This window comes from Kosakonia sp. YIM B13588, assembly GCF_042788165.1.
Taxonomy (GTDB): domain Bacteria; phylum Pseudomonadota; class Gammaproteobacteria; order Enterobacterales; family Enterobacteriaceae; genus Kosakonia; species Kosakonia sacchari.
The window spans coordinates 28,844-44,695 of record NZ_JBHZPO010000005.1; the positions used below are offsets into that span (position 1 = coordinate 28,844).

10 protein-coding genes are annotated in these 15,852 nt (G+C 54.8%); 7 read left to right on the forward strand and 3 right to left on the reverse strand.

Annotated features, from left to right (window positions below):
* Window positions 1-2: 2 nt before the first annotated feature.
* Both gudD and ACFX4U_RS10730 read left to right on the forward strand, forming a co-directional pair.
* Window positions 3-1,343 (forward strand): glucarate dehydratase, encoded by a 1,341-nt coding sequence (gudD, locus tag ACFX4U_RS10725; RefSeq protein WP_313506351.1) that lies wholly within the window; start codon window positions 3-5, stop codon window positions 1,341-1,343.
* An 87-nt stretch (window positions 1,344-1,430) separates the two neighbouring features.
* Window positions 1,431-2,570, forward strand: coding sequence for a glycerate kinase (locus ACFX4U_RS10730; protein ID WP_313506352.1), 1,140 nt, complete (start codon window positions 1,431-1,433; stop codon window positions 2,568-2,570).
* A gap of 160 nt (window positions 2,571-2,730) precedes the next feature.
* Here the strand turns inward: ACFX4U_RS10730 and barA are convergent, their stop codons facing one another.
* The gene (barA, locus tag ACFX4U_RS10735) at window positions 2,731-5,499 is read right to left on the reverse strand and encodes a two-component sensor histidine kinase BarA (RefSeq protein WP_305737034.1); all 2,769 of its coding nucleotides are present in this window, start codon (window positions 5,497-5,499) and stop codon (window positions 2,731-2,733) included.
* 57 nt (window positions 5,500-5,556) lie between these two features.
* Between barA and rlmD the strand changes: the two genes are divergently transcribed.
* From rlmD to eno, 5 genes are all read left to right on the forward strand, one after another.
* Window positions 5,557-6,858 (forward strand): 23S rRNA (uracil(1939)-C(5))-methyltransferase RlmD, encoded by a 1,302-nt coding sequence (rlmD, locus tag ACFX4U_RS10740; RefSeq protein ID WP_313506353.1) that lies wholly within the window; start codon window positions 5,557-5,559, stop codon window positions 6,856-6,858.
* 52 nt (window positions 6,859-6,910) lie between these two features.
* Window positions 6,911-9,148 (forward strand): GTP diphosphokinase, encoded by a 2,238-nt coding sequence (relA, locus tag ACFX4U_RS10745; protein ID WP_305737032.1) that lies wholly within the window; start codon window positions 6,911-6,913, stop codon window positions 9,146-9,148.
* A 64-nt stretch (window positions 9,149-9,212) separates the two neighbouring features.
* Window positions 9,213-10,004, forward strand: coding sequence for a nucleoside triphosphate pyrophosphohydrolase (gene mazG, locus ACFX4U_RS10750; RefSeq protein ID WP_313506354.1), 792 nt, complete (start codon window positions 9,213-9,215; stop codon window positions 10,002-10,004).
* Window positions 10,005-10,356: 352 nt separating this feature from the next.
* The gene (gene pyrG / locus ACFX4U_RS10755) at window positions 10,357-11,994 is read left to right on the forward strand and encodes a glutamine hydrolyzing CTP synthase (RefSeq protein ID WP_313506355.1); all 1,638 of its coding nucleotides are present in this window, start codon (window positions 10,357-10,359) and stop codon (window positions 11,992-11,994) included.
* 81 nt (window positions 11,995-12,075) lie between these two features.
* Window positions 12,076-13,374: a phosphopyruvate hydratase gene (eno, locus tag ACFX4U_RS10760; protein ID WP_065369248.1), complete on the forward strand. Its 1,299-nt coding sequence runs from the start codon at window positions 12,076-12,078 to the stop codon at window positions 13,372-13,374.
* Window positions 13,375-13,437: 63 nt separating this feature from the next.
* Here eno and ACFX4U_RS10765 read toward each other — a convergent pair whose 3' ends face one another.
* Together ACFX4U_RS10765 and ACFX4U_RS10770 are read right to left on the reverse strand one after the other, a co-directional pair.
* Window positions 13,438-14,547, reverse strand: a complete 1,110-nt coding sequence (locus ACFX4U_RS10765; protein WP_305737030.1) for an SDR family oxidoreductase — start codon at window positions 14,545-14,547, stop codon at window positions 13,438-13,440.
* Between the two features lie 296 nt (window positions 14,548-14,843).
* The gene (locus tag ACFX4U_RS10770) at window positions 14,844-15,782 is read right to left on the reverse strand and encodes a TPM domain-containing protein (RefSeq protein ID WP_313506356.1); all 939 of its coding nucleotides are present in this window, start codon (window positions 15,780-15,782) and stop codon (window positions 14,844-14,846) included.
* Between the last annotated feature and the right edge of the window lie 70 nt (window positions 15,783-15,852).

Consider the following 15,852-nt stretch of genomic DNA (forward strand, 5'->3'; position numbering starts at 1 on the left):
AAATGAGCACATACAGTTCGACACCCGTTGTCTCCTCCATGCAGGTCATCCCGGTTGCGGGCCACGACAGCATGCTGATGAACCTGAGCGGCGCGCACGCCCCGTTCTTCACCCGCAATATCGTGGTGATTAAAGACAATGCCGGTCACACCGGTGTCGGTGAAATCCCCGGCGGCGAGAAAATCCGTAAAACGCTGGAAGATGCTATTCCGCTGGTGGTTGGTAAGACGCTGGGTGAGTACAAAAATGTCCTCAACACCGTGCGCAGTAACTTTGCCGACCGTGACGCCGGCGGCCGTGGCCTGCAAACTTTCGATCTGCGTACTACGATCCACGTGGTAACCGGTATTGAAGCGGCGATGCTTGATCTGCTCGGCCAGCACCTCGGTGTGAACGTTGCGTCGCTGCTTGGCGAAGGTCAACAGCGCAGCGAAGTGGAGATGCTCGGTTATTTGTTCTTCGTTGGCGACAGCAAAAAAACGCCGCTGCCGTACCAGAGCCAACCGGATGACAAATGCGACTGGTATCGCGTGCGCCACGAAGAGGCGATGACGCCAGATCGCGTGGTGCGCCTGGCGGAAGCTGCGTATGAGAAATACGGTTTTAACGATTTCAAACTGAAAGGCGGCGTGCTGGCGGGAATGGAAGAAGCCGAAGCGATTTCCGCGCTGGCAAAACGCTTCCCGCAGGCGCGCGTGACGCTCGATCCAAACGGTGCCTGGTCGCTGGATGAAGCGATCAAAATCGGTAAGCATCTGAAAGGCGTGCTGGCGTACGCGGAAGATCCGTGCGGCGCGGAACAGGGCTTCTCCGGTCGTGAAGTGATGGCGGAGTTCCGCCGCGCGACCGGCCTGCCGACCGCCACCAATATGATCGCCACCGACTGGCGTCAAATGGGCCATACGCTGTCACTGCAATCAGTGGATATCCCGCTGGCGGACCCGCACTTCTGGACCATGCAGGGTTCGGTACGTGTGGCGCAGATGTGCCACGAGTTCGGTCTGACCTGGGGCTCGCACTCTAATAACCACTTTGATATTTCGCTGGCCATGTTCACCCATGTTGCCGCTGCGGCACCGGGCAATATCACAGCTATCGATACACACTGGATCTGGCAGGAGGGCAACCAGCGCCTGACTAAACAGCCGTTCGAAATCAAAGGCGGGATGGTGCATGTACCAAACAAACCGGGTCTTGGCGTGGAACTGGATATGGACCAGGTGATGAAAGCTAACGAGCTGTATCAAAAACACGGCCTCGGTGCGCGTGACGATGCAATGGGAATGCAATACCTGATCCCGGACTGGAAATTTGATAACAAACGTCCGTGCATGGTGCGTTGATGAAATTGCCAGTCCTTGCGGGGGCTGGCATTTCCTCATCTTTGCTGGGTGTATGCTTAAAGCCGTGAATATGCGTAAGGATGGCTTATGAAAATTGTGATCGCACCAGACTCTTACAAAGAAAGTTTAAGTGCCCTGGATGTGGCGACCGCGATTGAGAGCGGTTTTCGTGAAATTTTCCCCACGGCGGAATACGTCAAAATACCGGTGGCGGACGGTGGCGAAGGGACGGTTGAAGCCATGGTCGCCGCTACCGACGGGCGTATTGTTAAGGTCGCGGTAAAAGGCCCGCTCGGCGAGCAGGCGGAAGGGTTCTACGGGATTTCTGGCGACGAACAATCCGCTTTTATCGAAATGGCCGCCGCCAGCGGGCTGGAAATGGTGCCCCCGGCCAAACGCGATCCGCTCATCACCACGTCCTGGGGCACCGGCGAGTTGATTCGCCATGCGCTGGACGCGGGGGTAAAACATATCATCATTGGCATTGGCGGCAGTGCGACCAATGACGGTGGCGCGGGCATGGTGCAGGCGCTGGGCGCAAAGCTGCTGGATGAGAACGGCCAGCAGATTGCGCTAGGTGGTGCAGCGCTGGAAACGCTGGCGCGAATTGATACCGCGCAACTGGATAAACGCCTTGCCGAGTGCCGTATCGAAGTGGCCTGCGATGTGACCAATCCACTCACCGGAAAAGAGGGGGCGTCGGCGGTATTTGGCCCGCAGAAAGGGGCGACGCCGGAGATGATCGACAGGCTCGATAAAGCGCTCGGACATTATGCGCGGATCATTGCCCGCGACCTGGATTTGGACGTGCTGCACCTGGCGGGCGGCGGTGCGGCAGGGGGAATGGGCGCTGCGCTGTATGCGTTTTGTGGCGCAGAGTTGCGCCAGGGTATAGAGATTGTCACCGATGCGCTGGCGCTGGATGAGTATGTGATTGGCGCTGACCTGGTGATCACTGGCGAAGGGCGTATCGATAGCCAGACGGTGCACGGCAAAGTGCCCGTGGGCGTGGCGAAAGTAGCGAAGCGACATAATATTCCGGTGATCGGCATTGCCGGCAGCCTGACCGCCGATGTCGGCGTGGTGCACCATCACGGTATCGATGCGGTGTTCAGTGTGATCTACAAGGTCTGTTCGCTGGAAGACGCGCTGGAAAATGCCGGAGAAAATGTCCGCATGACCGCGCGCAACGTGGCGGCAGTGCTGAAAGCAGGGCAAAAGCTGTAACCGCAAACCGCCCGGTAGCATGCAGGCTTACCGGGCTTGTTCTAACGCGTTCTCACTGACCTGGTGGTGGCGTGTAGAGTGGATAATCAATGTGTTGTTTATCCACTCGCGGATAAACAATCTGTCTGACCTCAATTCCCGTCAGCGGTTATGCACCTGACTACCCCAGCAATTTGTGTGCTTCGCGGGTGACGTTATCCATCTCATCGAGCAGTTCCAGAAACTCCGGCTCCAGCTCTTCGGCCGCAACGCCACTGCGTAACTGCTGTTCAATCAACTGGCAGAGGTTTTTCAGCCGCGGTACGCCGCTGTAACCGCAACTGCCGTGCAACTTATGGATCCCTTCAGAAAGCCCTTGCGGCGCTTCGCCAACCAGCTGTTCTTCCACCATATTGCGGATCTCCGGCAGGAACTCGACCAGCATATGCAGCATCTCGCGCGCCAGATCCGTTTTCCCTGCCGCCTGGCGCAGCGCCAGTTGCCAGTCGAGCGTGGTATCGGCGTCAACCACGATATCCGCAGGTGCTACTGCCTGTTGCGGTGGCGTCAGCCAACTGCCGATATCCGGGCCGGGCTTATAGCGGCGCAGCAGACTGCGCAGCTTGTCCTCTTCAATGGGCTTCGCCAGATAGTCGTTCATTCCGGCGCTGAGCAGTTTCTCTTTTTGCCCGGCCATCGCATGGGCCGTAACGGCGATGACCGGCGTTTGCTGCTGGTGCGGCAACTGGCGAATTAGCTCGCAGGCGCGAATGCCATCCATGTCCGGCATCTGAATGTCCATCAGGATCAGATCGAACTGTAGCTGCCGGGCGCGCTCAATGGCCTGTATACCGCTTTCGCACAGCTCGACATGCTGTACCTGATCTTCCAGCAACGCGCCGATGAGCTTCAGGTTAGCCGGGTTATCATCCACCGCCATTACCGCCATTGGCAGTTTTGTTTCGTCCACTGGCTGAGCCTGCGTAATGCGGGTCGCCCGGCAATATTCCGTGAGCGCGGGCAGCAGGCGGGTGGTGGTCAGGGGTTTCAGCAGGCAGGCCGCCGCGCCGTCTTGTTTCAGCTCCTCGGCGTTCACCTGCGCATGGCAAGGCAGCGCTAATAACAAGTAGTCAGTCATGGCGGCGGCTCGTGCGAGGCGGTCGTGCTGCATGTTGAGCGGCTCACGCACCGTCACCGGGATCGCCATCAGCAGAATATCGTAATGCGCCTGCGGCAGCGCCGAGAATGACGGACTGTAAATCACCTCCAGCGGCGTTTCGTGCAACACGTCCAGCGTGCTTTGCGCAGCCGTCGCATTGGGCTCGACATAGGCAAGGCGTTTGCCCGCCAGACAGCCGGTGGCTGGCGCTTCGCTGATGGCGTTTGGATTGAGATCGAGATTAATGTGGAACCAGAAGGTGGAGCCGCGATTCGGCTGGCTATGGAAGGATATATCGCCGCCCATTTCATTGACCAGCCTTTGGGTTATCACCAGCCCCAGCCCGGTACCGCCGTGACGGCGAGAGATGCTGGCGTCGGCCTGACGAAACGCCTGGAACAGCCGCGACTGATCGCGCTCGGGGATGCCGATGCCGGTATCGCGGATCTGCATCTCAACCTGCACTTTGTTGTTACTGATGGCGCGCTTCTCAACCACAATGTCGATATTGCCATGTTCGGTGAATTTAATAGCGTTACCGACAAGATTGGTGATCACCTGTTGCAGACGCAGCGGGTCGCCAATCACGTTATCCGGCACATCGTTTTTGATGTTCAGCGTCAGTTCCAGCCCCTTGTCGTGCGCCGAGTGTGCCAGCAGGATAACCACTTCATCGAGCGTATTGCGCAGCGGGAACGGGATGCTTTCCAGAATTAACTTGCCCGCTTCGAGCTTGGAGAAATCCAGCACGTCGTTAATGATCGCCAGCAGGTTGTTCGCCGAACGTTCAATCGTCAGCAGGTGATCGCGCTGCGTAGGGTTAAGCTCAGATTTCAGCGTCAGGCGGGTAAAGCCAATCACGCCGTTCAGCGGCGTGCGCAGCTCATGGGACATATTGGCGAGGAACTCAGACTTGATGCGCGCCGCTTCCTGGGCGCGTTTTTTCGCCAGATCTAATTCGACGTTCTGGATCTCCATCTGCTCCAGCGTTTCGCGCAGATCGGAAGTGGACTGGTCAATGTTGTGCTGCATCTCTTCGTGGTAGGCCGCCAGCGACATCGCCATTGAGTTGATGCCGTTTTTCAGCATATCCAGCTCACCAAGCATAAAACCTTCCACGCGGCTGTCGAGCTGCCCGCGTCGAATGCGGTCAACGGTATTCACCATATTACGAATCGGGCTGGTCACGTCGCGCATTAAGCGCCAGCCGAAAATCAGCGCAATACCAATACAGAACAAAATCATCAGGCTGGAGATAAAAATCTCTTTGTACTGCTGCAAACGGACCGATTTGAGATCCAGCTCCAGCGCCACATAGCCGAGCATGTTGCCGGTAATTTTATCCGCCGGTAGCGCCGTGTTGGTTTGCGTAAACCCTTCGGAAAGGATGGGCGTGCGCAGGATCATCACATCGCCGCGCCGGGAGACGCTGAGCCTGCGCGGAAAAGGTTGCCCTTCCGCCAGCCGGAGATTATCGCCATCAAGCTGGAAATTAGAGGAAACGAATACGTTATTCTGCCCATCGTAAATGGAAATTGCCCGCACAATATCGGAATGACGGCGATGTAAAACGCTCACCAATTGGCCAATCGCGTCTTTGTCCTGCAACGTCATGCTGTATTCGCTGGAGACCGCCAGCGGCTCAATGATGCTGGCACCGGCGTCTTCCAGTTGACGCTGCAAATCGTTATAGCGGTGAACGACAAAGAAGATGCTGAGCAACACACCGATAAGCACGGTGGGCGCCAGAATCAGAATCATCATGCGTGCGCGCAAGCTGTAGTTGGTCATGGAGTTCCGTTATGGGAGAATTAGGCCATTAATCTGTAAATGAGATAAATCCCTGCAATGGCGCAATTCTACTCTGCAAAACGACGTGTGACGACTAGTCAAAAAGTAACCGTAACCGTAACTGATCTTGATCCCTTTGGGCAGGGGGTTGCGCGCCATAGCGGGAAAGCGCTGTTTATCCCTGGGCTGTTACCCGGCGAAACGGCGGACATTGTGCTGAAAGAGGATAAGCGACAGTTTTCACGCGGTGAGGTGAAGCGCCGCCTGAATGATAGCGACGAGCGCGTTACCCCGCAGTGTCCGCATTTTGGCGTCTGCGGTGGTTGCCAGCAGCAGCATGCCAGTATTGCCCTGCAACAGAGCAGCAAAAGGGCGGCGTTGGCGCGTTTGATGAAACGGGACGTTGATGAAGTGATTGCGGGTGAACCCTGGGGGTATCGCCGCCGCGCGCGGCTCAGCCTGAGCTGGCAGCCCAAAAACCAGTGTCTGGAGATGGGGTTTCGTAAAGCGGGCGGCAACGACATTATTAATGTCACCCGCTGCCCGGTGTTGGTGCCCCGTCTTGAGGCATTACTGGCGCCGCTGCGCGAATGCCTGAGCGGGTTGCAGGCAGTGCGTCAGCTTGGCCATGTAGAGCTGGTGGAGGCCGATAATGGCCCATTAATGGTTTTGCGTCACACTGTTGCATTAAGTGCAACAGACAGAGAAAAACTGGAACAGTTTTCGCATTCTCAGGAACTCTCTCTGTATCTCGCGCCACAAAGCGAGATACTAGAACAGGTTAGCGGAGAATCTCCCTGGTACAGCTCTGACGGGCTACGCTTAACGTTCAGCCCGCGGGACTTTATTCAGGTTAACGATGGGGTTAACCAGCAAATGGTGGCGCGAGCGCTGGAGTGGCTCGATGTGCAGCCCGGCGACCGGGTGCTGGACCTGTTCTGCGGCATGGGCAATTTCACGCTACCGCTGGCAAAACGCGCGGCCAGTGTGGTTGGTGTGGAAGGCGTCGCCGATTTGGTGGCGAAAGCGCAGGATAACGCGCAACAGAATGGCTTGCAGAATGTGACATTCTTTCATGAAAATCTGGAGGAAGATGTCACGAAACAGCCCTGGGCAAGCCGTGGTTTTGACAAAGTTTTACTCGATCCGGCACGTGCAGGCGCTGCCGGAGTGATGAAACATATTCTAAAATTGTCGCCGGGCAGAGTGGTGTACGTTTCCTGTAACCCTGCCACCCTTGCCCGCGACAGTGAAGCGCTATTGGATGCGGGTTACCAGATCCAGCGGCTGGCGATGCTGGACATGTTCCCGCACACTGGCCACCTGGAATCGATGGTGTTGTTTGTGAATCACAAATGATTAATTTCGGCTTGTCGAGTTCGACAGGCCCGGTCCCTGAAAGGAGAGGACAATGGTTGCGGTACGCAGTGCGCATTTGAACAAAGCGGGTGAATTCGATCCGGCCAAATGGATCGCGAGTCTGGGGATCACCAGTCAGCCGTCGTGTGAACGCTTAACCGAAACCTGGGCATATTGTCTGCGACAAACACAGGGACACCCGAACGCGGAATTACTGCTGTGGCGCGGTGTGGAGATGGTCGAGATCCTCTCCATGCTGAGCATGGATACCGACACGCTGCGTGCGGCGCTGCTGTTCCCGCTGGCCGATGCGGAAGTGGTCAGCGAAGAGGTGCTGCGCGAAAGCGTCGGCACGTCGGTGGTCAACCTGATCCATGGCGTACGCGATATGGCGGCTATCCGCCAGTTGAAAGCTACCCACACTGATTCCGTCTCCTCCGAACAAGTCGATAACGTCCGTCGTATGCTGCTGGCGATGGTGGACGATTTCCGCTGCGTGGTTATCAAGCTGGCGGAACGTATCGCCCATCTGCGCGAAGTGAAAGATGCGCCGGAAGATGAGCGTGTACTGGCGGCGAAAGAGTGTACTAATATCTACGCGCCGCTGGCGAACCGGCTGGGCATCGGGCAGCTCAAATGGGAGCTGGAGGATTACTGCTTCCGTTACCTGCATCCGGCGGAGTACAAACGCATCGCCAAGCTGCTGCACGAACGCCGTATCGATCGCGAACACTACATTGACGAATTTGTTGGGCATTTGCGTGCCGAAATGAAGACCGAAGGCGTCAAAGCGGAAGTGTATGGCCGCCCGAAACACATCTACAGCATCTGGCGCAAAATGCAGAAAAAACACCTCGCCTTTGATGAGCTGTTTGATGTGCGCGCCGTGCGTATCGTCGCTGAGCGTTTACAGGACTGCTACGCTGCGCTCGGGATCGTACACACCCATTACCGCCATTTACCGGATGAGTTTGACGACTACGTCGCGAACCCAAAGCCGAACGGTTACCAGTCTATCCACACCGTTGTGCTTGGGCCGGGCGGGAAAACCGTTGAAATCCAGATTCGTACCCGCCAGATGCATGAAGATGCAGAGCTTGGCGTCGCTGCACACTGGAAATACAAAGAGGGTACAGCTACCGTTGGCAGCCCGCGTTCGGCGCACGAAGACCGCATTGCATGGCTGCGTAAACTGATCGCCTGGCAGGAAGAGATGGCCGATTCCGGCGAGATGCTCGACGAAGTTCGCAGCCAGGTGTTCGACGACCGCGTGTATGTCTTTACCCCGAAAGGCGATGTGGTGGACTTGCCTGCAGGTTCGACGCCGCTGGATTTTGCGTACCATATTCACAGCGATGTCGGACACCGCTGCATCGGCGCCAAGATCGGCGGGCGCATCGTGCCGTTCACTTATCAGTTGCAAATGGGCGATCAGATCGAAATTATCACCCAGAAGCAACCGAACCCAAGCCGCGACTGGCTGAACCCTAACCTGGGGTACGTGACCACCAGCCGTGGGCGCTCGAAGATCCACGCCTGGTTCCGGAAACAGGATCGCGACAAAAATATTCTTGCGGGGCGTCAGATCCTCGACGATGAGCTGGCGCATCTTGGCATCAGCCTGAAAGAGGCAGAAAAATTCCTGCTGCCGCGCTACAACTTTAACGAGCTGGACGAGTTGCTGGCGGCGATTGGCGGCGGGGATATCCGTCTCAATCAGATGGTGAATTTCCTGCAATCGCAGTTCAATAAACCGAGCGCAGAGGAGCAGGACGCCGCCGCGCTGAAGCAACTGCAACAGAAAACGTACACGCCGCAAAGCCGCAGCAAAGACAACGGCCGCGTCGTTGTCGAAGGGGTTGGTAATCTAATGCACCATATCGCGCGGTGCTGCCAGCCGATCCCGGGTGATGAGATCGTCGGTTTTATCACTCAGGGGCGTGGGATCTCTATTCACCGCGCCGACTGTGATCAGCTGGAAGAGTTGCGTAACGTGGCACCGGAACGTATCGTCGACGCCGTCTGGGGCGAAAGCTACTCGGCGGGTTACTCGTTGGTGGTGCGCGTCACGGCGAACGACCGTAGCGGATTGCTGCGCGACATCACCACTATTCTCGCCAATGAGAAGGTGAACGTGCTCGGCGTCGCCAGCCGCAGCGATACCAAAGAACAACTGGCCACCATCGATATGAATATCGAGATCTACAACCTGCAAGTGCTGGGCCGCGTGCTCGGCAAACTCAACCAGGTGCCGGACGTCATCGACGCTCGTCGCCTGCACGGCGGCTGATTTTCTCTTCATCCGAGCCTCGTCCTGATGGGCGAGGCTCAACACTCATTACCAGGGATTTATCATGACTCAAATCGATCGTCTGCTCGGGATTATGCAACGCCTGCGCGATCCAAAAACCGGCTGCCCGTGGGACAAGGAGCAGACTTACGCCACCATTGCGCCTTACACGCTGGAAGAAACCTACGAAGTGCTGGACGCTATTTCGCGCGAAGATTTTGACGACTTACGCGGCGAACTGGGTGACCTGCTGTTCCAGGTGGTTTTTTATGCGCAGATGGCGCAGGAAGAAGGGCGTTTCGATTTCAACGACATTTGCGCTGCTATCAGCGACAAGCTGGAGCGTCGCCACCCGCACATTTTCGGTGACGCGCATGCGGGAAACAGCACGGAAGTGCTGGCACGTTGGGAGCAAATTAAAAGCGAAGAGCGCGCGGAAAAATCTCAGCACTCGGCGCTGGACGATATTCCCCACAGCCTGCCTGCGCTGATGCGTGCGCACAAAATTCAGAAACGTTGCTCAACCGTCGGCTTTGACTGGACGTCGCTCGGCCCGGTGCTCGACAAAGTGTACGAAGAGATCGACGAAGTCATGGACGAAGCCAAACAAGCGGTGGTAGACGAAGCGAAACTGGAAGAAGAGGTCGGCGATTTGTTGTTCGCGACCGTCAACCTTTCGCGTCATCTTGGCGTCAAAGCGGAAGTGGCATTGCAAAAAGCCAACCTGAAATTTGAGCGGCGTTTCCGCGAAGTTGAGCGCATTGTGCGCGAACGCGGTCTGGAAATGACCGGTGTAGATCTGGAAACAATGGAAAATGTCTGGCAACAAGTAAAACGCCAGGAACATGATCTTTAAAGCATTTGTTCCAGTAAGCGCGATTTGTGTGATTTTTAAAATAACAAGCGCTTGATTTGCGTCAAAAACATTTACCCAAAAGTGGCTATTTTCACACTCCTTAAGTTTGTTGAAATGCCTTGAGAATCGCCTCTTCGAGTAATTCGGGTCGCAGCAAGGCGGCAACCGAGCGAATCTTCAGACGCAGCGAAATGCGCCGCGCCTGGGGTAAGCGAAAGAAGCCAATGCAGATGCGGCCTGAAGAACAGAGGAGAGGGGCAATGAAAGTTTGTGGCGTAGACCATCATCGGGTATACTGCTTTCCCGTCCTGGTTATTCCATCGTCTTTTAAACCTAACTTCTCAGGTTCAGCATGACAACGAACTATATTTTTGTGACCGGCGGGGTCGTATCCTCTCTGGGTAAAGGCATTGCCGCAGCCTCCCTGGCAGCCATTCTTGAAGCCCGTGGCCTCAACGTCACCATGATGAAATTGGATCCGTACATTAACGTCGATCCAGGGACCATGAGTCCAATCCAGCATGGTGAAGTGTTCGTTACCGAAGACGGCGCTGAAACCGATCTGGATTTGGGTCACTACGAGCGTTTTATCCGCACCAAAATGACCCGTCGCAACAACTTCACCACTGGTCGTATCTACTCCGAGGTTCTGCGTAAAGAGCGTCGTGGCGACTATCTGGGCGCAACCGTACAGGTTATTCCGCACATCACCAACGCGATTAAAGAACGCATTATTGCTGGTGGCGAAGGCCATGACGTTGCGCTGGTTGAAATCGGCGGTACGGTGGGTGACATCGAATCCCTGCCGTTCCTTGAAGCTATCCGTCAGATGGCGGTAGAAGTGGGCCGTGAGCGCACTCTCTACATGCACCTGACGCTGGTGCCTTATATGGCGGCTTCCGGTGAAGTGAAAACTAAGCCGACGCAGCACTCTGTTAAAGAGCTGCTCTCTATCGGTATTCAGCCAGATATTCTGATTTGCCGTTCCGATCGCGCGGTTCCTGCTAATGAACGCGCAAAAATTGCTTTGTTCTGTAACGTTCCAGAAAAAGCTGTGATTTCTCTGAAAGACGTCGATTCCATTTATAAAATCCCGGGCCTGTTGAAATCCCAGGGGCTGGACGATTATATTTGTAAACGATTCAGCTTGAACTGTCCGGAAGCAAACCTGGCCGAATGGGAACAGGTTATTTACGAAGAAGCGAATCCGTCAGGCGAAGTCACTATTGGTATGGTCGGTAAGTACATTGAACTTCCGGACGCATACAAATCGGTTATTGAAGCACTGAAACACGGTGGTCTGAAAAACCGCGTCACCGTCAACATCAAGCTGATTGATTCGCAGGATGTTGAGACGCGCGGCGTAGAGATCTTAAAAGGTCTCGATGCGATTCTTATCCCTGGCGGCTTCGGCTACCGTGGTGTGGAAGGCAAGATCGCCACCGCGCGCTATGCGCGTGAAAACAATATTCCTTACCTGGGTATTTGCCTGGGTATGCAGGTTGCGTTGATTGAGTTCGCACGTAACGTGGTCGGAATGGAGCACGCCAACTCCACGGAATTTGTGCCAGACTGTAAATACCCGGTTGTGGCGCTTATTACCGAATGGCGTGACGAAGACGGCAACGTTGAGCAGCGTTCGGAGAAGAGCGATCTCGGTGGCACCATGCGCCTCGGCGCACAGCAGTGCCAGCTTGGTGATGACAGCCTGGTTCGCCAGCTGTATGGCGCGCCAACCATTATCGAACGCCATCGCCATCGTTACGAAGTCAACAATATGCTGTTGAAACAAATCGAAGCTGCGGGTCTGCGTGTTGCGGGCCGTTCCGGGGATGATCAGTTGGTCGAGATCATCGAAGTGCCGAATCATCCGTGGTTCGTCGCTTGTCAGTTCCACCCGGAATTTACTTCTACGCCGCGTGATGGACATCCGCTGTTTGCCGGTTTTGTAAAAGCCGCCAGCGAGTATCAGAAGCGCCAGGCGAAGTAAAAAAGTTACAACAGCAACGCGTACCATCGGTACGCGTTGTTTGTCTGGAGTTTTAGTTTAACTTGTACTGAGGAAAACCTAATGTCCAAAATCGTTAAAGTCATCGGTCGTGAAATCATCGACTCCCGTGGTAACCCGACTGTTGAAGCCGAAGTACACCTGGAAGGTGGTTTCGTAGGTCTGGCTGCTGCGCCGTCAGGTGCTTCCACGGGTTCCCGCGAAGCGCTGGAACTGCGCGATGGCGACAAATCCCGCTTCATGGGTAAAGGCGTACTGAAAGCGGTTGGCGCGGTTAACGGCCCGATCGCTCAGGCAATCCTGGGCAAAGACGCGAAAGACCAGGCCGGCATCGACAAAATCATGATCGATCTGGATGGTACCGAAAACAAATCCAACTTCGGTGCGAACGCAATCCTGGCTGTTTCTCTGGCTACCGCTAAAGCTGCTGCCGCTTCTAAAGGCCTGCCGCTGTACGCACACATCGCTGAACTGAACGGCACCCCGGGTAAATACTCTATGCCGGTTCCGATGATGAACATCATCAACGGTGGTGAGCACGCTGATAACAACGTCGACATTCAGGAATTCATGATTCAGCCGGTTGGCGCGAAAACCCTGAAAGAAGCTGTACGTATGGGTTCAGAAGTGTTCCATAACCTGGCGAAAGTCCTGAAATCCAAAGGCATGAACACCGCTGTGGGTGACGAAGGTGGCTACGCGCCGAACCTGGGTTCCAACGCAGAAGCACTGGCTGTTATCGCTGAAGCGGTTAAAGCTGCGGGCTACGAGCTGGGCAAAGACATCACTCTGGCGATGGACTGTGCAGCATCTGAGTTCTACAAAGACGGTAAATACGTTCTGGCTGGCGAAGGCAACAAAGCGTTCACCTCTGAAGAGTTCACTCACTTCCTGGAAGATCTGACCAAACAGTATCCGATCGTTTCCATCGAAGATGGTCTGGACGAATCTGACTGGGCTGGCTTTGCTTACCAGACCAAAGTGCTGGGCGACAAAATCCAGCTGGTGGGCGACGACCTGTTCGTAACCAACACCAAGATCCTGAAAGAAGGCATCGAAAAAGGCATCGTTAACTCCATCCTGATCAAATTCAACCAGATCGGTTCTCTGACCGAAACGCTGGCTGCGATCAAAATGGCGAAAGACGCTGGCTACACCGCTGTCATCTCTCACCGTTCTGGCGAAACTGAAGACGCTACCATCGCTGACCTGGCTGTTGGTACCGCTGCAGGCCAGATCAAAACTGGTTCTATGAGCCGTTCTGACCGCGTTGCTAAATACAACCAGCTGATTCGTATCGAAGAAGCGCTGGGTGAACAAGCACCGTTCAACGGTCGTAAAGAGATCAAAGGCCAGGCGTAATCGCTAAGCGTTGATCAAATAAAAATGCCAGTCAGTTGACTGGCATTTTTTTTGGCCTTTTGACTATTTAAAATCGACTTCCATCTGCTGCGGTATCGTCAGGCCGCGCGTTGTCTGCACGCAGCGAGCGATATAGTCGGTAAATCGCGGCGGCTTCGGCATGCCCATGCTGAGCAGCTTATCATTGCTGAAACGCACGTTAAGCGTGGCAAACGCTCCGTAAAGACGCATCGCTTTCAGCATCAGGCGCTCGTTGCACGGCCCGAAGATATCCTTCAGCTCGCGGCGCATTTTCACCAGTGTTTCATAGCTAACCTGTGCGTATTTATCGCCAACTGGCGCTTTTTCCAGCGCCTTCGCCATTGCCCTGTCGATATCGGCAAAGCGGACGCTATTCTCTTCGCCAGCCGAGATATGCACCACTTCACCCTGTGCAATCTCTCCGCTAAGCAGCATCAGCAGCGCATCGGCGCAGTAATCCACCGGGATCACATCCACGCGATCTTCCAGCGAACACATAAATTTTTGCAGCATCAGCCCCATGCTGAACACCCAGAAGATGCTGGTAGACGGAGTGCAACCGTGGCTGGTGTGGCCGACGACAATCGATGGACGTGCGATCACCAGCGGCAGCTGCGGGCACTCTTTGCGCATCAGTTGTTCGATGGTGGATTTGGAGTGCGTATAGGTCACCAGGTGCTCGGCATTCTCGCGAAACTCGCTGCTTTCCGGTACCAGTGAATCCGGCTCCGGGGTACACGACATCGCGGTGCCAACGTGCAGAAAACGCTGTAACCCGGCAACTTGCGACATCCGGCGTGCAAACGTCAGCGTGCCTTCCACGTTGACTTTCCACACCAGCGGATTGTTACCAAAAGAGGCCACGGCTGCGCAGTTCAGCACGTGGGTGACATTTTCCAGACGCGGATCGGCAGTAAAACCTTCTGGTTCGCCCAAATCGCCGAGCAGGATCTGCGAAGTCGAAAGTGAGTTCAGCACCTCATCACTGAGGTTGAATTTGCGCATATTGCTTTTAACGCGCGCAAGCCCGGCTTCGCTATCTTCGGCGCGAACCAGCAGCAATAAATTCATCGGTAGATTGTCGTGAAGAATTTTTTCTAATACCGCCCCGCCAAGAAACCCAGTGACACCCGTAATCAATAATGTATTCATCAACGCTTTCTCATCATGGTTGTTGTGGCGGATTGTAGGCACAGAAAGCTAAACGCTATATCAATAAAATGACGTACAAAACGGGGTTTCTTAAGCTGGTTTTAAGGGAGAAAACGCGGGGGATTTGTCTACGACAACCAATAAAATAAAAAGATTCCGCCACGTTTCGGAAAATATTTATATCGATGATATTTAATAGATTATTTTTAGTTTATTAGCCTGCGTATTATTCATGGATATAATTCAAAACGTAAAACAAATAACATCTTGTTACATTTTTGTTTGCGCTTTACGGCTCACCAGTTCCCCGAAGATCCGCCGCCGTCACTTGAACCGCCACCACCGCTGGAACTGTCGCTATTGCTATGACCGGAACTTTCGCTGCTGGTGTAATGAGTTGTGTCGGTACTGGCCTCGCCTCCACGTGAATAATTGAGCTGCCTGCTCTCACGATATTTTTGCCGGCCTGCGGCGGTAAGCCGCTGCGGATAAATCAGCCATACGCTCAAAATTATCAGCAAAATAAAAGCGGGCACGGCAGCGCAGAATATCGTAAAAGGCAGCAGCAAAGGGTTTTGTTCACTGTACGCGAACAAAATCACGGCCAGAGGACAGGCGATAAGAAACAGTCCTGCCAGCGTGCGGATTTTGCCTTTGATCGTCAGGGTAATGATGACCACCGCCAACACAATCAAACTCTTCCACAGGGAAAACCAGTCGGCCATTTGCTGGAAAAATGACGGGGGTTGAGCTTTAGGTAGCGGCTGGCTGGCAAGCACGGTGCTGATCCCCTCAACGCCGCGCACAATACCGGTATTCAGGTCATTCTGCCGGAAGGACGGAAGCATATATTCATCAATAATTTGCTTTGCCAGCGCGTTGGTTAACATGTCCTCAAGGCCGCTTCCCACCTCAATACGAACTTTTCGGTCCTGCCACGCGATCAGCACCAACACGCCGTCATTACGCCGGGCATCGCCAAGCTGCCAGCGGTTAAAAACCTCGTTGGCAAAGTGTTCGATGGTTTCGCCATTTGTCGTGTCTATCAGCAGTACGGCGGTTTGTGTCCCTGTACGGGCATTCAGATCGCTTACCTGCAGGATAAGCGCTTTACGCTGCCAGAGGCTTAACTGATTTTCAGGATCGTTAACCACGCCATTCATCGGTGGAACAGGCACAGCCAGCGCCGGAAGGGTAAAAGTCAGCACCAGCAGCAGTGCCAATATGCGCGCCATTTGCATCATCCTTGCGAGGCAAATCAGGGAAGAACCGTCACAGGATAGCGGCTGAAAGCCGGTAATGGCA

Coding starts and splice junctions, on each gene's coding strand:
- eno (WP_065369248.1), top strand. CDS start 12,076: ATGTCCAAAATCGTTAAAGTCATCGGTCGTGAAATCATCGACTCCCGT.
- ACFX4U_RS10765 (WP_305737030.1), bottom strand. CDS start 14,547: ATGAATACATTATTGATTACGGGTGTCACTGGGTTTCTTGGCGGGGCG.
- mazG (WP_313506354.1), top strand. CDS start 9,213: ATGACTCAAATCGATCGTCTGCTCGGGATTATGCAACGCCTGCGCGAT.
- pyrG (WP_313506355.1), top strand. CDS start 10,357: ATGACAACGAACTATATTTTTGTGACCGGCGGGGTCGTATCCTCTCTG.
- rlmD (WP_313506353.1), top strand. CDS start 5,557: ATGGCGCAATTCTACTCTGCAAAACGACGTGTGACGACTAGTCAAAAA.
- relA (WP_305737032.1), top strand. CDS start 6,911: ATGGTTGCGGTACGCAGTGCGCATTTGAACAAAGCGGGTGAATTCGAT.
- barA (WP_305737034.1), bottom strand. CDS start 5,499: ATGACCAACTACAGCTTGCGCGCACGCATGATGATTCTGATTCTGGCG.
- ACFX4U_RS10770 (WP_313506356.1), bottom strand. CDS start 15,782: ATGGCGCGCATATTGGCACTGCTGCTGGTGCTGACTTTTACCCTTCCG.
- gudD (WP_313506351.1), top strand. CDS start 3: ATGAGCACATACAGTTCGACACCCGTTGTCTCCTCCATGCAGGTCATC.
- ACFX4U_RS10730 (WP_313506352.1), top strand. CDS start 1,431: ATGAAAATTGTGATCGCACCAGACTCTTACAAAGAAAGTTTAAGTGCC.